This window comes from Dyadobacter sp. CY312, assembly GCF_021390535.1.
Lineage (GTDB): Bacteria > Bacteroidota > Bacteroidia > Cytophagales > Spirosomataceae > Dyadobacter.
This window is the reverse complement of record NZ_JAJUXG010000001.1, coordinates 524,424-546,294: the sequence shown is the minus strand read 5'-3', so window position 1 is coordinate 546,294 and position 21,871 is coordinate 524,424. Positions and strand designations below refer to the sequence as shown.

Genomic DNA, 21,871 nt, shown 5'->3' with positions numbered 1-21,871 from the left:
ACCTCAACACTTTCGCCGCCGATCTTAAAGACTCGACGGCCCTTTACTTTTTTCCAGTTAAATCCGGATTAGTTGATTGTCCGCCACTTTTGAAGAAAACGAAAGGACTGATATTTTTCACAGGTTTTTTCTTTGGGAAAGTAACAGATGTTCCCTTGCCTGGATCAAGTAGAGTTCCTTTATTTTTCTGAACAGTAAAACCTTCTGGATTAACACTTGGAACACTGTTGTAGAATGCTCCTACTCTGGTTTTACCTACAACCTTAGCATCACCAGAGCCATATCCTGATCCTGAAAAAGTAGCCTTACTATTTATTTTGGCAAGCAATCCTTCGCGTGCTGATCCTTTGAATGCATCTGGACTGATTGGCAGCATACCGTGCAATCCAGCACCAACGATCATATTAAAATTTAAGCTATTTACAGTCTCGTTGTTATCCAATTGATAAAATTCTCGGATTGCGTTCACTTCCCGATCGCCGAAAACTTCTGCTGGTGCCGACTGTCCACCACCTTCGAAGAAAACATAAGGGGTAGAAACGCCACCCTTTCTAAATTTCTTGGTTGCCATAGTATTGTTTTGTTTTAAAATGTTGACTGAATTGGCAGCTCTTCCCGCATTGTTTGCTGCCGATTTTAATGGTCTGAAATAATATTGACTGAGTATAGAACTGGCCTCTTCAGGTGTAGAGAATTGTGAAGCTCTCTGAATATCCTTTCTCTGGTTTGCTTCATCAACAAGAAAGTCAAGCTGACCAAACAAATCATCCACCGGCTTTCCGTGTGTTTTCATGTAATTGAAAAGAGCAGTTTTTCTACCCTTACCAGGTGTAGGATCTCTCCATCCTGCAATTCCATAGCCGGTTCCATTATCGTGAACCTTGGAAGGATCCAGTCCGGATTCTTGCATCAGATTCCCCAAAAACGCAGCGGCAACAGTTGGGGTCAGTCCTTTGTTTTTAGTGAGGTACTGGTAAGCTTCACCAGACTTACCCATCACGCCGGCCACGTTCCGTGAAGGTGCTGCAACCCTTGTGGCATCTGGTTGCATTACCCGACTTGCGCTGTTTTGCTCAGTTTCAAAATTTAAAAAGTTTCTCACCTTCGCTTCATCCTTAGAAACAAAATCACGCCAAGCTGCCGTAGGTTCACCACCATTTGCGAACATTTGGCTGTATGCTGCTCCGCTATTCTGACTGAAAATATTATAAGGTATCGTAGAAGGTAATCCCTTTTTTGAAGATTTGTCACCCAGAGAGAAGATACCATCCCCTATTTGTCCGGTCATTGAACTATCTTTTGATAAAATCGAATTACCAGCCTCATTCAAATATCTCCCTCTCGAATAGTTATTAAAATCTGAGTTTGGGAAATTAGCTTTAGTTCTTTGATCAATTACAGGAAATTGGCTATTTTGAGAATTATTAGCGAATCCGAATATCTTCCCCAATGTACTATTTTTATCAAATTCTACTCCATTTGCCTGACCAACCATTCCAGCAATAGTACCTGCGACATTCCCCAAAGCGTTAACTACGCCATCGTTTCGTTGCTCGGAATTCGTAGTTTGTCTGTAAAATGACTGTGTATCAGTTCCATTCATGATTTTATCACCCCACGAATTTAGTCCGGTATTTATCAAATTTCCTGCTTTTACTCCAAGGCCTGTTGCTAACCCATTCGTAAACCATCCTGCAACAGCACCAAGAACAACTGGTAAACCTATATCTGCTACTTTACCCCAGGTATTAGACGTTCCATCAGAATTGGCTCCACTTATAGCGAGCTTAGTTTTACCCCACCAATTAGATTCAAAGGTTCGAGGCTTTGGTTGCATTGGTGAGTTGTAAATCTGTGTATTGAAAAGTGCCATTTTTATTTCATTAATTTTCTAACGCCTTGCATTATACGCTTGTTGGTTTTTATCAGTACTGGATATGATGTGAAAGTCGGAACAGGGTATCGATACTTGTTATAGCCACCTGTTGGTCAATACCATCTATATCCTGCTGAGAATTATCTATGACAATTTCCAGCCTGAGAACTTTGCCTCTTAGCCTTTCCTTTAAACCTTCCCAATCGTATTCATGCAATGGTAGTTTTAAACTACTCTCTCTGTAATCAGCACGATCATCTGGATAAACAAGCGCGCCGGATACCTTTTCAGTGAGAATTAGATTGTGCGAATTCTCTTTGCATTTGCCAATAATTTCAGATATTCTTCTGAAACCTTCTTCGTTTACATTGATAACAGCATTGTCGTACACCTTCTCAGCATTCGGTTGAGGGTTAACTTCAATTATAATTCTAGTTGGATGATACTGTTCGTACCATTGTCCATACTTACCGTGGTTGTGGATGTAAACCTGATTTTCTTTTCCTACTTCCGGTCTGGTACTAAGCAAGTAACGACCATTGTTGAAGTAAATATAAGGAGTAAAAGGTTGAAATCCATGAAAGAGGTTTTGATTGAGATTGTAATGAATTGTGAACGATTTTAATTCATTGATACGATCATCGATATTTCCTGGCACCTGCATTGGGATCTGGTGGTGGAACGTGATTAGCACATCTTCATTCTCTTTATCAACGGCAGCCACAATATCCACAAAAATTCCATTTTCAGGATCGTGTTCAATGCTTCTGTCGAAGTAAATGGTTTTGGCCATGATCGGATCGTTCAATCCGTCTTCTTCGCTTTCCTTTTTCAATCCAGCCTGTGAGAATACAAGAATCTTACCATTTCTGGCATCGGTAAAACCAAGCTGGTTCTCTCGGGCCCAAGCGCTGTTTGGATGTTGAGTACCGTAGGTTTTGGAATAGTATTGAACGCCAGAGAACACGTCCGCGCTCTTTACAAAAATATCTCCCGTATCGGAAGGGATCATAGTTTTCAGATTTGTTTGCAGAAGCCCAAAACCACTTTCCTGAATACAATACAGGTAATTGAAAGCCTGAACAAATCTCTGGATTGAGCCATGTTCTCCTATCGCATCACCGTAATCATACACAAGACGTTGCCGGTAGGAATCTTCCAGCTCACCATAAACCTTCTTAGGTGACCACCAAATCGTACTTGGTCGACTGGTTACGATCTTAACGTCCGCAGGTTTAGGTGTATAAAATTTGGCGGTTTCTTGCAATAAAAGTACTTCGTTGTAGGACCAATCCTCTGGCTGAATCGGTTTGATCCCATTAGATAAGTGCTTGTTTTCTCCTGTACATGAAGTTCGCATTGGCATCACAGCATTAGCTGCAAACTTTCTACCGTAGAGTAAAGAAAGATTGTATTTTGACTCAATCGGAGCAATAAGAGATACTGAGTAATCAGGATAGGCATTACTGAACTGAACGCAATTTTGATAATCAGGGTATAGCCTCGTAAAGTCAAAAAGTGTGTTGTAGCAATCTCCTCCCCAAACTTCAATATTATTAAAAACGTAATCCTTAACGGTTCCGTTTGCATTGAAAGTCTTAGCAGCTTTGTTCAGAATCTCTTCGGTAATCGGCTGAAAGTGTCCGGTTGAGAAATACCTTCTCTTTTCAAGTGAACTTTCATCATTATCGGTGTAGTAAACATCAGGTGTTACTTTCCAGTTGACAATAGAGAAACTTGCTTTTGAATTCGGGCTTTCAATGGAATCCACCAATTTCCAATCCATTAGTTTCAGGATAACGGAATTTGGTTGCTGAGTTGCTTTCCATTGACCTTGTGAACCTAGTCCATTATGAGGAAAGAATGCCTGTACGTGAACTCTGTAATCATTCTGATCAGAAGTCTCTGGATCAAATTTTGGATAAATATGAACAGAACTCTGATCATGAATCATAGCCAGTTTAATTCGTGATTGAGAACCGATTTTCGCACGCGAATTCTTTATTTTTACCATCTCGTCAGCAAAGTCAATCGGCGATGTCTTGTATAACTTACTGTAATGGTGACTTGAAAATATATCAACTGTCTCGGAATATGCTTTATGAACAAACCCAACCTTTTCAAATTTACCCTTGGTTAATTCTTCTGATAATTTTTCTTCTATTAGGATGTCCGGGCTGTGGTAATTGAAGAAGGATCCTGCGCTAAACGCTGGCCATGATAAATGATGTTCCTTGTTTTGTAAATAAGTCGATCCATCAATTCCAGCGAAATATCGATGAGCGTCTGGTATATCTAATGGAGTAGGATTTACGCTGTAATTGTTATTCCAAAATATCATAGGATGAACATAAGCGTCATTTTGTGTCACCGTAGAACCGTTTGGGCTTATATTACAGTTGAATATCAACCCCTGATTAGCGATTCTTTTAATTCGTTCAGTACGTACAATCATAAATCCAGACACATTCAACTTACCGAACTTATCATAAAGAATTTTACTCGGTAAACTTATGTTTGAGAGCATAGCTCCCATAATCCGAAGATCGAAACTCCCATCTGGATTTTGCCGGCTCAATGTCCAGTCTGTTACATTTCCTTCCGGATCTTTCGTATCATACTGGTTTGGAAACGTGTAATCCGTAATATGCTGAGCAAACAATGGATTACCTTTTCGATCAATTACAACAAGAGCAAATGGCTGAGTTTCGCCTCGAAAAAAACCTTTGTAAAGAAAGTTAAAGAGCTGCCCTTTGTAGTTGACGTAATCCTTTTTTACTCCTGCTCCGTAAGTCTCGTTATCTCCGGTAAAGTTGCTTAAAGTGAAGCTAGGTATCTCTGTGGTAGAATTAGTAATTGGATCGTTATCATCTCTCCCAGAAACCGGATTGAATTTTGCCGTAAATTTTGGCTCCCTCGTACTGTCTGGATTGTAGTATCGTGCAATCGGTTTCACCTTCACTTGGGACAAATCCAAAGTCATATCTGGCAGCAACTCAATGTTTCCATCCCACATACGGTTCTCCTGCTGCGCAATGGTACCAACAGACATTTGCGTTTCAAAGCGCTGATTTAATTCTGCCTTTGTGATTGCAGTGCCCGTATGGCCAATTATATCAACGGTCATTTCCGATCCGGTAATATCTAAGGTTTTATATTCGGTTGCCTCCTGAAAAGCTATTGATGTAGTATGATAAATGTAACCCACAACAATCTTATCCCAACGGGTGTCGATTCCCGTTAGCTGCCAGCGGAGTCCTTCATCTGTCATGATGTTGGATTCTCCCATAGTTCGGTTGTGGTGATTGCTCTGGTATCCAACTATTTCATCATAAGTAATGCCAGCAGTAACCACAGAACCGTCCATTTTTTGGTCAGTTACAAATACCGATCTTGAATCTGGACTCCAAACAGAAGAGTGACTATTATCTGAAAGATATTTGATAACCAACTGGTATTGCCCGGACTTGCATCTTCCTACAATTCTTTCCTGAAATTTCAATCTTGGAAAAACAAGATCCATGCGTTCATCAAAGGCATGAACTGACATTGATTTCGGATAAACAGAAATTGCGTCACATCCCTGCTTATGAATGGGTTTTGCTTGTTTATCGAAGAATAAAGCAAGGTTTATCACCCGTTTCTGGTTGTGTCCATCGGTCCAGTAAAACCTGCGTGTGAATTCATTTTCGTAAACATAGAATCCATGGGCATAATATCTCTGCTTGAAATTCAGCTTATCACCATTCGGATCAAATCTATCATTGAATAACGTGGTGTATTTTACATGATTTGCGCCAAAAATATTGTCATTTAGATCAAAAATGCCAATTTCACTATTAATACCATTGGTAAGAAGCATCAAAGTGCCTTCATTGGAATTAATTGATCCAATCAATTTGTATCCGTCGCAAAGAGCGATTTCAAAACGGTTTCCGCGCGCATTTACGATTGCCAAAGAAACTCCGTTTTTGACATTTTCTTCCAGGGTTTTTGATGGATCATTGGTGCTGTTCCATAGCAATCTAGCGGAAATCGCAAATCGATAGGTGCTATTTTGCTGAATGTGGCGATCCATATCACCTTTCATTCCACCCAGAAATGTATTCGTGAATACTTGCTTTTGTGACATTACAATACTCTTCTTAAGGTTCTATAATCTGCGGCGCCATACTCATTGGCCATTCCTCTTGCTTCAAATATTGACATGTCTGCGATCTGCTTCATGATCGGACGCTCCTGCCAACGTGGGTGTTGTGGGTTATTCAGGACGTTTATTCCCTCGTATATTGCATGATCATAACAGGATTTGTAGATCACCTCAGGAATCATCAATTCACCATCCTCGTCTTTGTAAAACATGTATGCTGCCATATACAAAGTCCCGTTCGGAAACCGTGGAAACTTCAATTCAAAAGGTGATTTATAAAATGCCAGACTATTGTTCATTCTCTGACCGTGCCTTAATCTGAATCCATGAGTGAATATTCCTGGTGATTGAGAAACATCCAGCACCTCCACCACTTCGGAAGGAATTCGGTATTTTCCATCCCTTACCTCAATTTCAATATCATCTCGATACTCACAAATCAGATCGTAACCGATTTTTCGGAACACGTACCGAACCTGCTGCATCACAGAAAGTCTTATCTCCTCTGCCGACGCTTTTTGGATAACTTTATTAACCTCAGCTAATAGGTAGTCAATACTGTACGCTTGCATTTATTAAGGGGTTTGTGTTGTTACAAACTGGTTTCCATCTTGGGAATTTCCTCGCAAATCCCTCATTTGTGTTGTGTTCAAAAGTAAAGGCGTGAACTGTTGTTTCACTTTTGCTTTTATTATGGATTTCATGTATTCTGCCACATTCCATTCAGCATTCCACACATCGAAACAAAGTCCATTTGAGTTGGTTGGACTTTCAGGAATACCCATCACAGTGATTTCACACATTGCCTTATAGTCGGTCGGAAGTCTGACGTACAGGTTGTTTCCAGAAAGGAAATAACTTGGCTTTGTGAGCACGCTATCAGTGGCATTGATCTCCTGTATGTTATTTGTAGTAGTGAAGGGTAAGTCCATATCTGTGTTACCAACATACTTGATGTAACTCTGGCCGCGCCATTCCATCATTTTGGGAAGTGTCGCTTTCTTAAACTTCCCTCCGGTTTTTGTACACTTGCAATAGAAATCAGTATTATCCTTCAATGGAATACACGGGAAAATCTGAACACGCTGCGCATTTGGCTCAATACCCAATGCCATGTTCAATTTATCTTCCTCCCATTGAGCCAATCCATACTGGTGCTTAATCTCACTTTCAATGAGCCGGATTGGATATACGTTGTCGTCGGTTGTGATACCACCGGACATTTCATTCTTTATCTCATACGCAAGCGCGCGAAGTGAGCCTTTACTTACCGTTGGATATCTACGTATTGACATATTAATCTTCGTCTTCTTCTTCTAAACCGATACCTCCGTCCTTATTCATTATAAAATCATTGAGTGAAGCCACAACCTGGACTTTCATCGTGCTGGCAATTTCATCTGCAATTTCTTTCTGGTTTTTTTGAAGTGTTTTAATGTTAGCAAGCAAAAGGTTTTGGGCTTGTGCCTGCGCTTTCAATTCACTCGTGTTACCGGTTTTCCATGAAATATTTGCCTGTATCTTTAGCTCGGCAATTTGTTCTTCATAATAGCTGTGCAATTCCAATTGAGGTACCTTGGCAAGTGCATTAATTGTCTTTATTGCTGCCATGATGAAGGGATTTTTATACATATCCCGGTGCCGTGACTTTTTATTATCTACGAACTTCCCTTTACTCAGATCGTACAAATCATCTGAATAGACATCGTCGTATACAAACTTGTCTCGTAGTTCCAGATCCAGTTCGTTCTTGTAAGGACTACCATCCCAGCCAAACAATACAGTATAGTGAAGTCCATGGATTCCATAATGCTTATAACATTCCCGTAGCTCCCTGACCATTAACATTTGGTCCAGTGCGAACATGGATATTCCGGTATCTGGATTTATAGCAATCTTCATAATTAATAATTTTTGGGTCCCTCAAAAAAATCCTCAATTGACGGCATATCCTGCTGATCTTGAAGTTTCAGCCATAGAGCATCCGACTTTTCCGAATCCAGCACCGGAAGAGATGGATCTGTCTCAGGTTTCTTTGTACCTCTTTTATTGGAAAATCTTCGGTATGACTTTGCCATTATCGTTCAGGTTGACGTTCAAATTCCTGAGCTATTCTTTCCTGCAAAGAAGCCTTATGAGTTTCCTGATCCATTATGAGATCATGGTTGACGAATTTTTCTTCCATTTGCTGGTTGTATTTGATGTCAGAAAGATTTCCCTTGTGGTCCTCAGAGCTGGCTCGCTCTTGCATATCCATTCTCTTAACTTCAATCATACCCTGGTTTCTGGTTTCCTGAACGGCAATTGGCACCTGCATTTTCTGAGCTTCAAACTGTGCAGCCTGTTGTTGTGCAGCCTGTTGAGCCTCCTGCTGTTTAGCCATCATTACGCCGATCCGTTCTTTGTTTTCACGGAATATCGCCATGGCTTCATTCGGATTGTCAGTGATCAAAATGTTGATCAAAGGTTCAATCATATCTATACCGCCAGAAGCCAAAACTGAGGTTACAGCCTGATCAATCTTGTTCTTCTTATTTGCAAGATCAATTCCAGATTCCAGGAAGATGTCAAAATCAGCAAGGATCAAGTCCGGACTCAATCGAAGCAATTCCTTCTCACCGTTCGAAAGAGTTACGTTGATAATATCCTCACGTGCAAAAACGAATTTGGCAACATCCGCACAGCGTTGAAGCACCTGGTTCATAAACAGAGAATGCTCCCAGAACTTCATTTGCTTCAATAAGCTCTGATTGGCAATGTTCAATTGTGTTTCTTTGGCACCAGAATACTTCTGTGCTACCCCCTGAGCTTGCGGTGATGAACCGATCATGTTTTCGTACAGCATCTTCATCATTCCAATCATGGCCATGATGTTCTGGACTTCCTCTATGTTGTTTCCAAGTTTGAGAATATCCAAATGCTTGGAAGCTGCCTGGCTCGCACCATTCATTTTTGATGAATTGTACAGCGCTACACCTGATCTGCGGGCATTGTACATAAATGACATTGGATCAAGTCCCGATGCCGTATCTATCAATAAAGCAGAACTCAATCCAATCCCGATTGTTATTTCCTCTACCCTATTGAACATGATGTTAGTCAGGTAAGCGAAAGTATATCCAACAAGTGCAAATGATTTATCGTAGCTGATCTGTGCCACTATGGGAAGTCCTACATAAGAACCGCGTCCTTTTCTTTCGGGAGTATACTCATATCTACCTACATTTATTAAAGTTCCGTGGCCAAGCCTGGTGGCTTCCCATAGTTCACTCTTAGGTTTATCTACAACAAATGCACCCTTTGGAGCTTTCTCGTCAATTCCAAGTTCCGTAAATGAAGGGATTAGATCGCGGCTGTAATCATTTTTAAGCCACTTCTCCCAATTCGTTTTGTTAATTTGTTTTCCGTCAAATTCCACCACGTATCTGGTAGGAACGATCATTTTGAAGTAATTTTTTTGCTCCAAAACTGAATAATTCAAAGCGTCAACCGTTTTTTGAAACGGGTAAAAACACGAATTCATGTAATTAAATCGACTCCAAGTTACTGGCTGGTAAGTCGGATCATTCTCATACATGTCGCTGGTACTGCGGTTCGCCCTGTGGAAGTATTCTGAGAAATAATTCCTATCAGGATCGTAATTTCCTAACCCCATACCTCCCTCACGTATCCTTTCCATTGCATCCAATATGCCTCTGGCCCCTGTCCCGGTGTTCAGCTGCATACCGTACTTATTCATAATTTCTGTGAATGATAAATAATCAATCGCAGAGGCAGCTATCACTGCGTCATCTTCAAGTGTTTTTACCCTTTTTGAAGCAATCCAAGATACCTGGTGCGGTTGCAAGTGCTTGAATCTCACATCTCCATTAATCACCTCGATCATCGCGAACTCCGCATTTACATCAAATTTGGTATCGAAAGCATCGCGGCTTAATTCCAGAAAGTTATGTCGGTAGTTTATATCTTGAAGTAGCTTGTAAATGATGTTTTCCATCTTTTCATGCTCATTCAAGCGATCGAATATCTCTTTTTTCGATCCGGTCATATTGACCTTAGGATCCTTAGCGAATCCAATATCAACGCCTTGTTCTCCAAGAAATTCAGCAAAAAGGTTTGTAACAAGTTTCGCACCGGTTTTTGATCTTTTTTTGATCATATCATGGCTGAACTGATTACTTACATTTTTGCTGGAGAATTTAAATGGATGAGAAGTGACCTCTCCAAGTAAGTGACTTTTCGACGCGTAGTAGAAGTGATTGTCTCTGATCGGAATTGCGCCACGCTCCCCGTATGTATTCTCGGCAGTATGGTATTCCTTTTGATTTAACTTGCCTTTTACAGCATCTATCAAATAAGGCTGATTGTCGTTATCGAAATTATATAACGTATTGCCATTCAGTAACATATAATCACTTATGTTCCTTATTTTATCAAAGAATGCGGTCTGGTTTGTTTCATATTCCTTTTTCCAAAGGATTACTGGCTCCTCAATTCGTTTTGCTTCCCGACTACCTTTTACCGGACGATTCCACCGGAACGGGTTACTATTCTCATGAAACTGATTAGCCAGTGACGGAATTGCTGTGTGATTCATTATATAATGCCATGTATGCCAAGACAATATTAATAAAAATGAACACAAAAAACTACATGTAACTTGCAAATGTAAAGTTTACTTGCTACGTTTGTCACGTTCAATTTCAAATGTTAATGGTGACGCAGTAGTATTTGAAATCTTCTTTGAAGGTCGTTTTAGATTGCGTCACCAATTTATTTCGGCCTTTTTTCAATATCTGGTTTTTCGTCATATCAATCAGAACTTGTTTAAGCCGATCATTTGAAAAAGTGGTTGGCTTTTTTATGTTCTATGAAATCTAACATCTACATATCCCTTGCATTGAAAGCGCTTGAAGCGCCGGATAAGGGAATGTACTTTCTAAGTTTCTTGAAGGTGAGAACCGTGGCCCGGAAAAGAGCCGGCACTTTCACTGAGCAGATGTTCATGGATGTGGCAAACCTCAACAAGCGTACAGCTCGCACTCATTTGATAAAAATGATCCTGGGGAAGTATGTTGAGAAGGTTGGAATTGACAAATACAAGATTTGCACTCAGCGGAGCCAATTCGACGGTTACACCACTGAATACATATATCAGATTTCGGACGAAGTTCTCCTGGCTTACAGCTGGCGAAACATTGCGTCGTTCCGAAGTCTGCTTGCAGAGATTATTATTTCCAGAAATAGGAAACACAGGCAGTCAGCACGGAAGAACACGAAGTACAACAAGTCACAACTGAATCTAATAGACGGAGGATTCGATCTCAGAGTGAGTTTGGCGTATGGAAAAGCATTGACCGGACTATCTATGTCCACTCTTTCCAAATACAGAAAACGACAGACGGTTTCGGATTACCAATACAATCTATTCGTGTATCCAGATGCCGAAGAAGCTATGCAGATGAATGAAGTTCAGGAGAAGATTCAAAGCCTGAAAGGAAAGCATTTCGTGCATAGAGGTAAGTTAGTTATAAGTGAGATCTCAATAAGGCTTGAAAAGACAGTCTATGGGGAAGAATTTATTATTAAGCCATCCAGAATAAAATCATCAAAACAAGCTCGGAAGAATACCTCCGGTATTCTGTTCCATAAACCATGCATCGTATGAACAACGCACTTAAAAACAGAATTGTAAGGAAAATCTTAATCACAAAAGCATTTGGCCACTATGAGTCAGAGGAGGTTCTATATGAGTTTCCAAACCGCGAGAATGTATTCTATTCCCATGAAAGCCCGCGGTTTGATAAAAAGTCAGAGGATAATGATCTGAAAATTATCAATCTGGCTTCCTACGGCCGATACCTGGCAGACAAGTACATCTGGATTGATCCAATCCGTCACTGTAAAAGTCCTCTGTTTCTTTCCTATCTGAAAATTGGCAGGAAGAATAAAGCTAAAAAGTTTCTGGAACGACACGATCAAATAGTTGCAGGTCAAATCGCTCCGGATCTAGCTGTAAAGCCAAAACGTCCACGGAAGGTAGCCCCAGTCAAAATAGTGTATTGATTATGAAACCAGAACTCACCTTAGAACTAAAAGCAAAATTCATCGCTCTGTATTTCGGGCAAGATGTTTGGCGAAACGATAACAGTCTCTTTTGTAATTCAGTTGTAAATGGCCGTCGATTCACAGAAGGAGTTGACGCGAATGATTACTTGTTGCTTCGGCCACTTTCACAGATCAGCGACGAAGAGGCCATTGAGGTTGCGAAAATTGTCTGCAAAAGACACAATAGGCATTATAAGACATCTGAAATTGACTACCAGATCAATAAAAAGAGAAAGTTCGATATTGAATTGATTGTGAAAGGCCATCCTAGGTACATCGTTCAAATTGATAGTGACGGGGTTGGATTTGTTGATTACTATTTAGGAGGAGCGGGAAGAATAAACTATTACACTCCTGGGCAATTTGAATCAACCGATTACCTCCGATCAATCGGTATAGCCATCCATTTTTTGGGATATTCAGTAGACGAATTGGAAAGCGCCGGCTGGATAAAATTGAAATAATGAAACTACCACATTCAGAAAAGCTACTGATTATGAAACTACCAACCTCAGATAGGATTTACAAGCACTTCACTCATATGCGGAGTGTAGCTGTCCGAGAACTGGACAAAGCAGATAAGGACGACAAGGAACTAAGAGCAATGATCTGCGGGAAACTTGCAGTCTTCGCTGAACTAGAAATGTGGTTTAATAATCAGGCAAAGAAACTATGATACAAATATTCAAATACGAAGAAAGATCAATTCAATTCGAGGTGATTGATGGTAAGGTTATGGCCAATGCTACGGCAATGTGTCAGGCATTCGGGAAGCGCCCAAATGACTGGTTAAACCTTGCCGGTACAAAACGTTACATGGAGGCCGTTACCAGAAAAAATGGTAACGCTGATATTGAGTTAGTTACAACAAAAACGGGAGGTGATGTACAAGGTACTTGGATTCACGAACGCTTGATTCTAAAACTGGCTCAATGGCTGGATGTTGATTTTGAACTTTGGTGTGACGAGCGAATCGCTGAATTACTAAAAACCGGTAATGTTAGCATCCAAAAACCTTTGAGCCCGCTTGATTTTCTTCAAATGCAGCTTGATTTGATGAAAGCTACCGAAACACGTTTCGATAAAGTTGAGTCGAAAATTGAAATTCTTGAAGCTCAAAACAAACAACGTCCTTCTTTTTTCACAATTGCTGGATACGCTTCGCTTCATAAAATTCCAGTTGGGTTAAAGCTGGCTACTTCACTTGGTCGTAAAGCCTCAGTTATTTGTAAGAAGCGAGGTATAACACCAGACAGAATTGAAGATCCAAGGTTTGGTGTAGTTGGCTCCTATCCTACCGATGTGCTGGAAGAAGTTTTCAGTCAGGATATTACTTACCCTGTTAAAATCTAACGCATGAAGAAGCTAATTAATCAAACCCGGTACCGATGCGACTTCTGCCGGAAAGAATACTGTACGGAAGCTGCAACTGCAAGGCATGAGCACCGATGCGGATCCAATCCACAAAATGAATTTGCTTGTGGATGCTGTGTTTTTCTGAAAGAGGTTGAGAAGGAAATTGAATCTGAATACACAGATTATAATGGGGAGCCGATAATCAGAAAGAAGCGAGGTTTTTTCTGCCTCTCCAAGCAGCAGCGGTTGTATCCAGTAAGCGCCGAAAGAAAAGGATTGGTGGATAAATATCCCGAAACCTTTGAAGGTGAAGAGATCATGCCAAAGGAATGTAGCAGCTGGGATTTCTCTAAACGAGCCGTTATGCCGGAATTACCCACAGGAGTAGTTGAGTACACTAAATAAACTAAAACCATAGAAATCATGACAGCACAGGAAGCAAGGGAAAAATCAGAAGAAACAATCAAGTTTATCGAAGGTGGTCAATTGGAAAGATTAATGGAGCGAATAGGAAATGCAGTTAATCATGGCTATTTGTCTATCGATTCTCGTGAATCACTGACACCGGATACTATTAACAAGTTATCTGAAATGGGTTACAAAACCGAGAAACGAAATGTAACCAATCCTTACCTATCATATAAAGGAGATTTAATTTCATGGTGATTTAATTGACAAATCGTGCACAAAAAAATAGGAATAACAGGAGGCACCTTAAACACATTTTCAAACATGAAGTCAAACGAGAAAGAAATTGCTAAGGAGATATTACTATCCGAGATTGGTTGCCTTATTCTCCGGGATGTAAACCTACGAATTGAAGTCAGATCGCACGTTCGCAAGCTGAACCAGACATTGATCAACCGCTTATCAAAAGACGAGTATCAATCCTTCCTTTCCTGCAAAAACACTATTACCACATTAGCTGATAAGTTGCTTGCTTGTAAGGATGCTGAAATGGTGACCAGGGTCTTGGCATTCATACAAAGGCTCAATGCTGGTGAAATATACGAAGCTGTTGAAGGTGTACCCACTATTGTCGAATAAATCCTGACACCATGCCAATAATCAAAATAAACTCTACAACCAGAATCTCCAAAGAGGGAAAGACCGCCCAGATTCAGGTTTTTGAAAATGGAAAGTGGATCAGGAAAGCGCATAGAACGCTGGACGGTACGGAGCACTGGCCCACGGTGCAGGAAGAATTGATCAACTCAATATAAAACCGAAACCATGAGAGTAATTGAAGAAGGTAAAATACCAGAAAAGGAAACCAAGAAAAGGTGCTCACAGTGCAAGACGAGATTTGCCTACACTCCTGCGGATGTGCAATCCGATCGGGATGGTAAGTACGTGGTTTGTCCGGGATGCAAAACGTTCATAGATGTCACTCCGCCATTTACCGGTTATCATTAAACAACATTACCATGAAAATCATTAAAGAAGGAAAACTCGATGGAGAAAAACCGAAGATTACCACTTGTTGGAAATGCAAGGCTGAATTGGAGTATACAATTTTTGATACAAAGTCTGGCAGAAACGAATTGTACATAGAATGTCCATGCTGTAAATCCTTTATTGATGTATGAAAACAATAGAAATTGAAAAGACGGTCAAGGTTAAGGAGAAAGTTGAGATTGTCAATGCTGTGAATAATTTCCCTTTGTTTAAGATTGCTATGGCCGATATCCTTGACTACAAATGTGAGTTATGCGGAGAATTGGTAAATAAAAGGGAACGGAAATCAGATACTTGTCATCCATTGGTTTATAAAACCTGCACTGTCCTGGAATTATCAAACGAGGATATATTATTTGTTCACACTCATTGCTATCAACAGCTACCATGAAAACAGCGAGACAAATAGCTTATAAATATGCACCTCCATTTGGCAACGGACCAATAGCGTTAGAGATCAACAGTAATCTAAAATCTGAGATAGAACAGTATGGGAGAGAAGTCGCTCAAGACGCTTTAAATCTGGCTGCGGAGAATGCAGAAGTAGAGTTCGAAACGAATAATGATTATCCGTTCGGTAAGATTATCGAAGGTGCTATTGTAGATAGACAATCAATTTTAAACACTGAAATCATTTTACCATGAGAACATTCTTACAACACCTGCAAGCGAAATACGGCACCGAGGATGATATGGATTACATCTTGCCACGATTAACCGAATTGGAAATTAAGTCCTGTGTAAAGGCTTACACCAGGGAGGCGATCATTAAACACCTGAATCGGGCTGCCGAGAATGCGACTTTTGATCTTGATAGAAGCATTGGACCATATCCGGTTCCAACTATTAACAAAGATTCCATAATCAAAACAGAAATTATATTGTCCTGATGGAAAAGAAAGTGCTATTCAATGTATTGGAATCAATACGGAAGGGAGGGACAGGAAGTGAAGCCGCTCCTGATAACGGCTACTTAACTGCCCTTAATGAAATAGGAATGATCAATCGAGGATGGGATACTGAATTAACCACCCTTGGTAGGGAAACTTTGGAATGGCTGAGAAATTCAATTCAAAAATGACGAAAGAGGAAAAAGAAAAAGCCGGCGTCCTCAAACGATTTATGATTGAGCACTTCCCGTTTACTGCCCTTCGTAAATCTGGATTCTTTAAAGCTGAAATGAAAGGAGATTACGAGGCCCAGGCTGCGCGCGTCTGTCAATTTTTCGGATACGAAACGGTCTATGAGTATGGTGCCATTGAAATCAGTTGCCATTTATCAAAGGTGAAGCCAGCTCCGGATGATCCATTTGTTACAGTTTTACCAAGTATTTACGAATAGATATGATATCACCAGAAATAGAAAAAATAGTTGAGCTTACTCGTTACGCTCCTATCTCAGAAGAAGGTAGGCTTAAAGTAGCGAAACAAATTCACGCGTTATACAATCCAGAAAGGAAGCCATTCTCAGAAATGGTGAACAATGATGTTCACTTTCGCCACTACTATAATGAATCCATGATTGCTATGGGTGAAGATGCCAATGATAAGGATTATGAAAGATTCAAGGAAGGATTTATTCGAGCCAAGGGGAATGGTGTTGAATCTATCAACTTTGTATTTAAATTGGCTGACTTAGCGAGAAGCATGGGGTATGATATGGATCCAGAAAAACAAAAATAGTGAACGCAACTGCATTCACTATTCCCAGAAAACCCTTCTATACAGCAGTAAGTCTGCTTAAAGTATTAGGACGGTTATTTTAAAAAAAGTAACTTATTTGTTATGAAAATATCATCCAGACAAACCAGGCTTTTTTACTTCGTGAAAGCCGCCCACGGCGAACAGAAACGAAAGTATACGAATCTGCCTTACTGGACTCACCTCTGGTCTGTTGCGGAAATTGTAAGTGGATATCCAGATATTGAAATGGGAATTGAGATTGCTCTTTGCCATGATTTGCTGGAAGATACACCGTGTACGTCAAAAGAGCTAGATGAATACCTTTTGGATAATGGTTATCATGACTGGCAGGACCGAATGAAGATTGTTCGAGATGTCTCTCACCTTACAGATGAATACACATCCGAGACGTACCCTGAACTGAACAGGGCCACAAGGAAAAATCTGGAAGCGAAGCGACTTATTGGAATTACACCAAATGCTCAGTCTGTAAAGTACGCTGACATTATTGATAACACCAGTTCCATTGTCCAGTATGATCTTGGATTTGCAAAAGTTTACTTGCAAGAAATTTCAGCCAAAATCTATAAAATGGATAAGGGAAACCCGGATCTTTATAAGCGCTGCTTGGAAACGGTAGAAAATGCAGTAAACAATCTTGTTGAAAGGTAAATTTGTTTCTAATCGATATGGTAAAGGTTTTGTTTTGGTCGATTGTGATAATTGGAGGTTTGGTTTATATTTTCTCCAAAATTATTATGTGGTATAATGATCTAGAAAAATGAACTACTATGACCCAAGAAAGAGCACGCTGCGTAAGCTGAAAATATCTGCCATTATCGTATTCCCGATTATTATCATTGCGGCCATTCTGGAATACTTCGGGTTGATCACAAGGTAGAGTCTAGCCACTTTGCGTGCTCTTTTTTCACCTCGTCGTGATCAATCAGGTTTTCTGGATGAAAACTCTCAGTGTAGGACGTTTCAAGATCCTGAATCTGTTCTGGTGTCAGCTCGTTCCACAATTCTCCTGTATCTGGTTCTTCTGGCATAATATGTTACAAATACCTTGATTCTCTGGCTGGTTTATCGTAACCAGAATCATATAGAGTGATATAAAACTTTCCGTCTAGCTCTTCGATTTTCTCTTTATCAAAAGTCAGGTCTTTTCTTTTAAATAATTCCAAGTGCTTGGTCATAAAAGCGGCAGCGTCCGCAACCGTTTCACCAGCATCCGGAATAAGCTCCTGTCTCGCACCATCCTGCCACTGCTGATGGTCAAAGTTTGTTTCAAATGATTTCATATTAGAATAGTGATGCTTGTTTTGGTTCAAGTGGTGTTGCTTTTAGCTCAATGTGGCTTCGATCCCAAAAGGCCATATGTGGAACTTTTGGATCCAACCATTTTTCGTACTCGTCGGGGTTAAGCACGACTAGCATGCGTTCACCATTGTTATGAACCTCCTTCATCAGAGTGTTAGCCTCGGTTGTAACAATTGTATAACAGTAAGTAATAAGTCCAGTTGAAGGATCTTTCCATTCCGTGAATAAGCCGGCTGCACAAAAAACACTATCATCTGGTTTCGTTACCAAATACTTGGTCTTAGCGCTTTTATTCGCATCAGGATTTGCCCATTGCCATTCGTACATTCCATCCATGGCCACAAGGCAGCGGTTGCCAATTTTCTTTTTGTAGCTGGCTTTTTCTTCAAGTTCTTCAATTCTGGCATTCAAACATCCAGCGCGCGCTTTTTTTGCTTCTGGTGAATTCTTATCTTTTCTATTGTAGGTAAGATAATCGGCAAGTAATCCCCACTCATACATATGTATAGTCTTCCGATCGTCAAATCGTACAACTGGTGTTTGAGGGAAAGTGAATCCATTCACCTCCTTATATGGTGTGAAAGTGTCTGCTTCAAGGAACTCTGCTTTCATTCGCTTTGCGACAGAGATGGCGTCAGCGGTAAGTTTGGTGTGATAGCACATAATATGTTAAATCAATTGTAATGGCACTGACAATTTCCCTTCTTTGACTAGTTTATCCCAATATTTCTCCGCTGTTATTTCTGCCTTAATGAAGTCTTTTGCCCAAAATGTACCCGCTAACCATTCGTATTCATCTGTGACACCGTGCGATGGCTCCATTAGTCGCGTGACATATCCACTGTATGGGCTTTCGTATCCACAGCTTTCAAACAACATCCCATCCTTCATTGATACTGTAAATGGTCGCACGGTGGAGGTAAGTTGTTCTTTGTATTGATCCAACTCAACTTGTAATTCATCTTCTGAAACTTGGGTAACCTCGGGTCTCACATCAGGAGAAGAAAGATATTTTGCTAGTTTTTGCGCAAGTTTCTCATCAGTAAAGGCAGCGTGTTGCACGGAGACTGCGCGCTCAATATTCAGCTCACTTCTAAAAGCTCGAATAGATTCAATAGTTTCTCTCACCACATTAAATCCAAGCTTGATAGCTTCATCTTCAGATTCCCTGATACCTACTAAATCATCATTTAGCGTTTCGTCATCTAGTGGCATAGGCTTTTGTCCTGGTGTATAAACAAGCCAAACTTTATTCTCCATTTTGTTGCTTGATTAAATTCAGCTGATTTCTGGCATTCTCAATCGCATCTTCCAGTTCAAACGCCCAAAAGGTACCTGTGAAAGTATCGTGCTGAGGGGAATAAACAGGATCCGACAGTAAGACGCTTCCTATTTCCAGACCATTATCAATCTCAAATATTGTACCATCACCTAGTAGCGCGATATCCCAGGCACTGAGTCCCGCTTCCAGCTGTGGGAGGTACTTATCAATATCGATGGGGATTTCGCCATTTATTTCAGTAGGGTCACTGTGGCTACCTATTCGTTTCGAAAGCTCAATGGCGTTCTCCAAAGTGGAAAAGCTGGCCACTGGCTCATCGAAATGCTCCACGCCAGAGTATACGAAATATCCTTTACTCATCGCTATTCAGTTATATGGTAATTTGTTCCAAAAGTTACGAGAACAAATTTTATAATTACAAATTATCTATAATTTTATGCCATGAGCATACAAGAGCACGAACAAGAGCTGGCAGACCTTGCCATTTATTTCCAGACAGCGAAATTTCCAGCTGTTCCTTTCAAATTGAATAAATACATTGTCGTGCATGATCCGGCACTTTTAATAAGTGGTGATATAAGTAGGATTCAGATGTTTAAGGGAAATGACACAGTGCGGGATTCCCTTTTCAAACACCTACGCGAATTGAAAGCCATTTGTGAGGAAACTACTTCGCATGAATAGTAATTATCTCATCTAATCGCGTGGTGTACCTGGGAGATAATCTTTCCTGTTTCATTTTCCAGGTACGCCCAAGGTCTTGTGAAGCCAATTTAATTTTGGGTGAGCCAATTGCTTTATTCAACTTATCAACCACGGCAAATATTGCTGCATGTCGTGGATCCGAATTCTCAAACAGCATCCGCTGTGCAGAATCCGCAGGCGTAATATCCAAAACGATTACACCAGCTTTCTTATACCCATATCCTTTCCTGAATATTTTCTTTAATCCGTACTCAGCGAAGTGAGCTATTTCCATGCTGGAATTCGTGGGGTATGGGAGCTTCACAACGATGTTCCGGGCGTACTGAGCCTGGTCCGTGCGAAATGAATTCGTGTGTACAAACACCATTAGTGCATTGCAGCAAGAATCCTGTTTCCGGAGTTTGGCTGCGCATGTAACAGAGAATGTCACAACACGCTCACGGATATCCTCGTATTCTGTGTAATTTTTATCAAAGGATCTGGTGGTTGCAATATTCTGCTTCTTCTTTTCCTCTTCCAAATCCAATGTGCGCTCACCTGCCAATTCCTTTTTCAAGCGGAGTCCGACTATGGACATATGCTTTTGAACCCAGTGGTCACTCATCTGAGTGAACTGCAATGCATTGTTTACACCTAATGCCTGCAATCTCTTGGCGTGCTGCCGGCCAATTCCCCATACATCCCCTATCTCGGTCCAGCGAATGGCTTTTTCCAGTTTGTAAGGATCACTGATCACATATACTCCACCGGTGGCGTTCTGAAATTTCTTAGCAATTTTATTTGCGACCTTGGCCAGCGCTTTTGTCGGAGCAAAACCCACAGATATTGGAATACCGGTTCCCTGCGTCACGACTCGACGCATCTCCTCCCCGATCTTCTGTAAGTCAAAATGTTTGAACCCGTCAAACCGAAGAAATGCTTCATCAATCGAATAAACCTCCACGTCCGGGCAGTACGTTGCCAATATGTTCATCACCCTTGCGCTCATGTCTCCATAAAGAGCATAGTTGGAACTAAACACTTTCACACCCTCCTTCTCAAACGTTTTTTCGAATTCAAATGCCGGCGCTCCCATCTTTATACCCAACGCTTTCGCTTCATTGGATCTCGCAATTACACAACCATCATTGTTCGATAGAACCACGATTGGCACGCCATTCAACTCAGGTCTAAAAACCCGTTCACAACTGGCGTAGAAGTTATTTGCATCGACAAGGGCGAACATACATTGGTTGTTTAATGGTTGGCACACAAATGAATTTTTTGTAACTTTAATTCTAATAAATACACTCTCATCAATATGTTGACTGAAGCCACCAATGAAAGCGAAGAGGTATGGAAATCTATACCAGGATATGAAGGCATTTACGAAGTATCAAATCATGGACGTGTACGTTCATTAGATCGTAATACGATTGCGTTTATGCCAGGTGTTGGTAATTACACACGGTTTTTTAAAGGCAAAATCCTCAAACAATCACATTTTATTGGAAGCAAAAGCTCTCCTGGTTATTGGTGTGTGGGATTAAGGCCGTTAAATGGTGTCCGTCTCCCATGCCTTGTACATCGCCTCGTGGCAATGACATTCATTCCAAATCCTGAGAACAAACCAACAGTCAACCATAAAGACGGTAATGGCAAAAACAATCACCTGTCCAATTTGGAATGGTGCACTAGAATGGAAAATAATCAGCACGCCATTCAAACAGGACTGCATGACCCGCACTACACAAAAGATAGACCTCGTGGAGAAAGAACCAACACGGCTAAGTTGACTGCTGATCAGGTTAAAGTGATTAAAAAGCTTTTGCCCACCCATACCTTGAAGGAAATTGGTGCAATGTATGGAGTTACTAACCATGCTATTTTTAGAATTAAAAAAGGCTTGAATTGGAAACACATTCAATAATCTCAGTTTTTTAGTAAACATC

General features: G+C 40.6%; 31 protein-coding genes. 18 read left to right on the top strand and 13 right to left on the bottom strand.

Features of this window, described 5'->3' with window-relative positions; translation table 11 throughout:
- Positions 1 to 43 precede the first annotated feature (43 nt).
- The 7 genes from LZG71_RS02555 to LZG71_RS02525 all read right to left on the bottom strand — a co-directional run bounded on the left by LZG71_RS02555 (position 44) and on the right by LZG71_RS02525 (position 10,623).
- Positions 44 to 1,837 (bottom strand): phage tail tip lysozyme, encoded by a 1,794-nt coding sequence (locus tag LZG71_RS02555; RefSeq protein WP_233816669.1) that lies wholly within the window; start codon positions 1,835 to 1,837, stop codon positions 44 to 46.
- An 88-nt stretch (positions 1,838 to 1,925) separates the two neighbouring features.
- Complete coding sequence (locus tag LZG71_RS02550) at positions 1,926 to 6,008, bottom strand: hypothetical protein (RefSeq protein ID WP_233816667.1); 4,083 nt, start codon at positions 6,006 to 6,008, stop codon at positions 1,926 to 1,928.
- The gene (locus LZG71_RS02545) at positions 6,008 to 6,598 is read right to left on the bottom strand and encodes a hypothetical protein (RefSeq protein ID WP_233816665.1); all 591 of its coding nucleotides are present in this window, start codon (positions 6,596 to 6,598) and stop codon (positions 6,008 to 6,010) included. The genes LZG71_RS02550 and LZG71_RS02545 overlap by 1 nt, the downstream gene beginning before the upstream one ends.
- 3 nt (positions 6,599 to 6,601) lie before the next feature.
- Positions 6,602 to 7,321 carry a hypothetical protein gene (locus tag LZG71_RS02540; RefSeq protein ID WP_233816663.1) on the bottom strand — a complete coding sequence of 240 codons (720 nt, stop codon included), beginning with the start codon at positions 7,319 to 7,321 and terminating at the stop codon, positions 6,602 to 6,604.
- A 1-nt stretch (position 7,322) separates the two neighbouring features.
- Entirely contained in the window at positions 7,323 to 7,928 is a 606-nt protein-coding gene (locus LZG71_RS02535; RefSeq protein WP_233816661.1) for a hypothetical protein, read from the bottom strand.
- A gap of 2 nt (positions 7,929 to 7,930) precedes the next feature.
- Positions 7,931 to 8,104: a hypothetical protein gene (locus tag LZG71_RS02530; RefSeq protein WP_233816659.1), complete on the bottom strand. Its 174-nt coding sequence runs from the start codon at positions 8,102 to 8,104 to the stop codon at positions 7,931 to 7,933.
- Positions 8,104 to 10,623 carry a hypothetical protein gene (locus tag LZG71_RS02525; protein WP_233816657.1) on the bottom strand — a complete coding sequence of 840 codons (2,520 nt, stop codon included), beginning with the start codon at positions 10,621 to 10,623 and terminating at the stop codon, positions 8,104 to 8,106. Before LZG71_RS02525 ends, LZG71_RS02530 begins: the two co-directional genes overlap by 1 nt.
- A 273-nt stretch (positions 10,624 to 10,896) precedes the next feature.
- On the opposite strand from LZG71_RS02525, the gene LZG71_RS02520 reads away from it, so the two are divergent.
- From LZG71_RS02520 to LZG71_RS02445, 16 genes are all read left to right on the top strand, one after another.
- A complete protein-coding gene (locus LZG71_RS02520; RefSeq protein WP_233816655.1) occupies positions 10,897 to 11,694 on the top strand; it encodes a hypothetical protein in 798 nt (265 codons plus the stop codon).
- Positions 11,691 to 12,092 carry a hypothetical protein gene (locus LZG71_RS02515; protein ID WP_233816653.1) on the top strand — a complete coding sequence of 134 codons (402 nt, stop codon included), beginning with the start codon at positions 11,691 to 11,693 and terminating at the stop codon, positions 12,090 to 12,092. The genes LZG71_RS02520 and LZG71_RS02515 overlap by 4 nt, the downstream gene beginning before the upstream one ends.
- Before the next feature lie 2 nt (positions 12,093 to 12,094).
- Positions 12,095 to 12,598, top strand: a complete 504-nt coding sequence (locus tag LZG71_RS02510) for a hypothetical protein (RefSeq protein WP_233816651.1) — start codon at positions 12,095 to 12,097, stop codon at positions 12,596 to 12,598.
- 208 nt (positions 12,599 to 12,806) lie between these two features.
- Positions 12,807 to 13,487, top strand: a complete 681-nt coding sequence (locus LZG71_RS02505) for a KilA-N domain-containing protein (protein ID WP_233816649.1) — start codon at positions 12,807 to 12,809, stop codon at positions 13,485 to 13,487.
- A 3-nt stretch (positions 13,488 to 13,490) separates the two neighbouring features.
- Positions 13,491 to 13,895: a hypothetical protein gene (locus LZG71_RS02500; protein ID WP_233816647.1), complete on the top strand. Its 405-nt coding sequence runs from the start codon at positions 13,491 to 13,493 to the stop codon at positions 13,893 to 13,895.
- 18 nt (positions 13,896 to 13,913) lie between these two features.
- Entirely contained in the window at positions 13,914 to 14,156 is a 243-nt protein-coding gene (locus LZG71_RS02495; protein WP_233816645.1) for a hypothetical protein, read from the top strand.
- A 66-nt stretch (positions 14,157 to 14,222) separates the two neighbouring features.
- Positions 14,223 to 14,537: a hypothetical protein gene (locus LZG71_RS02490; protein WP_233816643.1), complete on the top strand. Its 315-nt coding sequence runs from the start codon at positions 14,223 to 14,225 to the stop codon at positions 14,535 to 14,537.
- 11 nt (positions 14,538 to 14,548) lie between these two features.
- Positions 14,549 to 14,713 (top strand): hypothetical protein, encoded by a 165-nt coding sequence (locus LZG71_RS02485; protein ID WP_233816641.1) that lies wholly within the window; start codon positions 14,549 to 14,551, stop codon positions 14,711 to 14,713.
- A 10-nt stretch (positions 14,714 to 14,723) separates the two neighbouring features.
- Positions 14,724 to 14,906 carry a hypothetical protein gene (locus LZG71_RS02480; RefSeq protein ID WP_233816639.1) on the top strand — a complete coding sequence of 61 codons (183 nt, stop codon included), beginning with the start codon at positions 14,724 to 14,726 and terminating at the stop codon, positions 14,904 to 14,906.
- 169 nt (positions 14,907 to 15,075) lie between these two features.
- Positions 15,076 to 15,339 (top strand): hypothetical protein, encoded by a 264-nt coding sequence (locus LZG71_RS02475; protein WP_233816637.1) that lies wholly within the window; start codon positions 15,076 to 15,078, stop codon positions 15,337 to 15,339.
- Positions 15,336 to 15,593, top strand: a complete 258-nt coding sequence (locus tag LZG71_RS02470; protein ID WP_233816635.1) for a hypothetical protein — start codon at positions 15,336 to 15,338, stop codon at positions 15,591 to 15,593. The genes LZG71_RS02475 and LZG71_RS02470 overlap by 4 nt, the downstream gene beginning before the upstream one ends.
- Positions 15,590 to 15,838, top strand: coding sequence for a hypothetical protein (locus tag LZG71_RS02465; protein ID WP_233816633.1), 249 nt, complete (start codon positions 15,590 to 15,592; stop codon positions 15,836 to 15,838). The genes LZG71_RS02470 and LZG71_RS02465 overlap by 4 nt, the downstream gene beginning before the upstream one ends.
- Complete coding sequence (locus tag LZG71_RS02460) at positions 15,838 to 16,029, top strand: hypothetical protein (RefSeq protein ID WP_233816631.1); 192 nt, start codon at positions 15,838 to 15,840, stop codon at positions 16,027 to 16,029. The genes LZG71_RS02465 and LZG71_RS02460 overlap by 1 nt, the downstream gene beginning before the upstream one ends.
- Positions 16,026 to 16,289 (top strand): hypothetical protein, encoded by a 264-nt coding sequence (locus LZG71_RS02455; RefSeq protein WP_233816629.1) that lies wholly within the window; start codon positions 16,026 to 16,028, stop codon positions 16,287 to 16,289. The genes LZG71_RS02460 and LZG71_RS02455 overlap by 4 nt, the downstream gene beginning before the upstream one ends.
- Positions 16,290 to 16,291: 2 nt before the next feature.
- Positions 16,292 to 16,630 carry a hypothetical protein gene (locus tag LZG71_RS02450; protein WP_233816627.1) on the top strand — a complete coding sequence of 113 codons (339 nt, stop codon included), beginning with the start codon at positions 16,292 to 16,294 and terminating at the stop codon, positions 16,628 to 16,630.
- A gap of 102 nt (positions 16,631 to 16,732) precedes the next feature.
- The gene (locus tag LZG71_RS02445) at positions 16,733 to 17,302 is read left to right on the top strand and encodes an HD domain-containing protein (protein ID WP_233816625.1); all 570 of its coding nucleotides are present in this window, start codon (positions 16,733 to 16,735) and stop codon (positions 17,300 to 17,302) included.
- Positions 17,303 to 17,520: 218 nt separating this feature from the next.
- On the opposite strand, the gene LZG71_RS02440 is transcribed toward LZG71_RS02445, so the two are convergent.
- From LZG71_RS02440 to LZG71_RS02420, 5 genes are read right to left on the bottom strand one after another with little or no spacing between them, the layout of a single operon-like run.
- Positions 17,521 to 17,682 carry a hypothetical protein gene (locus tag LZG71_RS02440; RefSeq protein WP_233816623.1) on the bottom strand — a complete coding sequence of 54 codons (162 nt, stop codon included), beginning with the start codon at positions 17,680 to 17,682 and terminating at the stop codon, positions 17,521 to 17,523.
- Between the two features lie 6 nt (positions 17,683 to 17,688).
- Positions 17,689 to 17,934, bottom strand: a complete 246-nt coding sequence (locus tag LZG71_RS02435) for a hypothetical protein (protein WP_233816621.1) — start codon at positions 17,932 to 17,934, stop codon at positions 17,689 to 17,691.
- 1 nt (position 17,935) lies between these two features.
- A complete protein-coding gene (locus LZG71_RS02430) occupies positions 17,936 to 18,616 on the bottom strand; it encodes an SOS response-associated peptidase (RefSeq protein ID WP_233816619.1) in 681 nt (226 codons plus the stop codon).
- A gap of 6 nt (positions 18,617 to 18,622) precedes the next feature.
- A complete protein-coding gene (locus LZG71_RS02425) occupies positions 18,623 to 19,213 on the bottom strand; it encodes a hypothetical protein (RefSeq protein ID WP_233816617.1) in 591 nt (196 codons plus the stop codon).
- On the bottom strand, positions 19,203 to 19,595 hold the full coding sequence (locus LZG71_RS02420; protein WP_233816615.1) for a hypothetical protein: 393 nt from the start codon (positions 19,593 to 19,595) through the stop codon (positions 19,203 to 19,205). Before LZG71_RS02420 ends, LZG71_RS02425 begins: the two co-directional genes overlap by 11 nt.
- A gap of 81 nt (positions 19,596 to 19,676) precedes the next feature.
- On the opposite strand from LZG71_RS02420, the gene LZG71_RS02415 reads away from it, so the two are divergent.
- Positions 19,677 to 19,919, top strand: a complete 243-nt coding sequence (locus LZG71_RS02415) for a DUF6965 family protein (RefSeq protein WP_233816613.1) — start codon at positions 19,677 to 19,679, stop codon at positions 19,917 to 19,919.
- On the opposite strand, the gene LZG71_RS02410 is transcribed toward LZG71_RS02415, so the two are convergent.
- Entirely contained in the window at positions 19,903 to 21,165 is a 1,263-nt protein-coding gene (locus LZG71_RS02410; protein ID WP_233816611.1) for a Y-family DNA polymerase, read from the bottom strand. The two genes, LZG71_RS02415 and LZG71_RS02410, sit on opposite strands and share 17 nt — an antisense overlap.
- A gap of 75 nt (positions 21,166 to 21,240) precedes the next feature.
- On the opposite strand from LZG71_RS02410, the gene LZG71_RS02405 reads away from it, so the two are divergent.
- Positions 21,241 to 21,849 carry an NUMOD4 domain-containing protein gene (locus LZG71_RS02405; protein ID WP_233816609.1) on the top strand — a complete coding sequence of 203 codons (609 nt, stop codon included), beginning with the start codon at positions 21,241 to 21,243 and terminating at the stop codon, positions 21,847 to 21,849.
- Positions 21,850 to 21,871 lie beyond the last annotated feature (22 nt).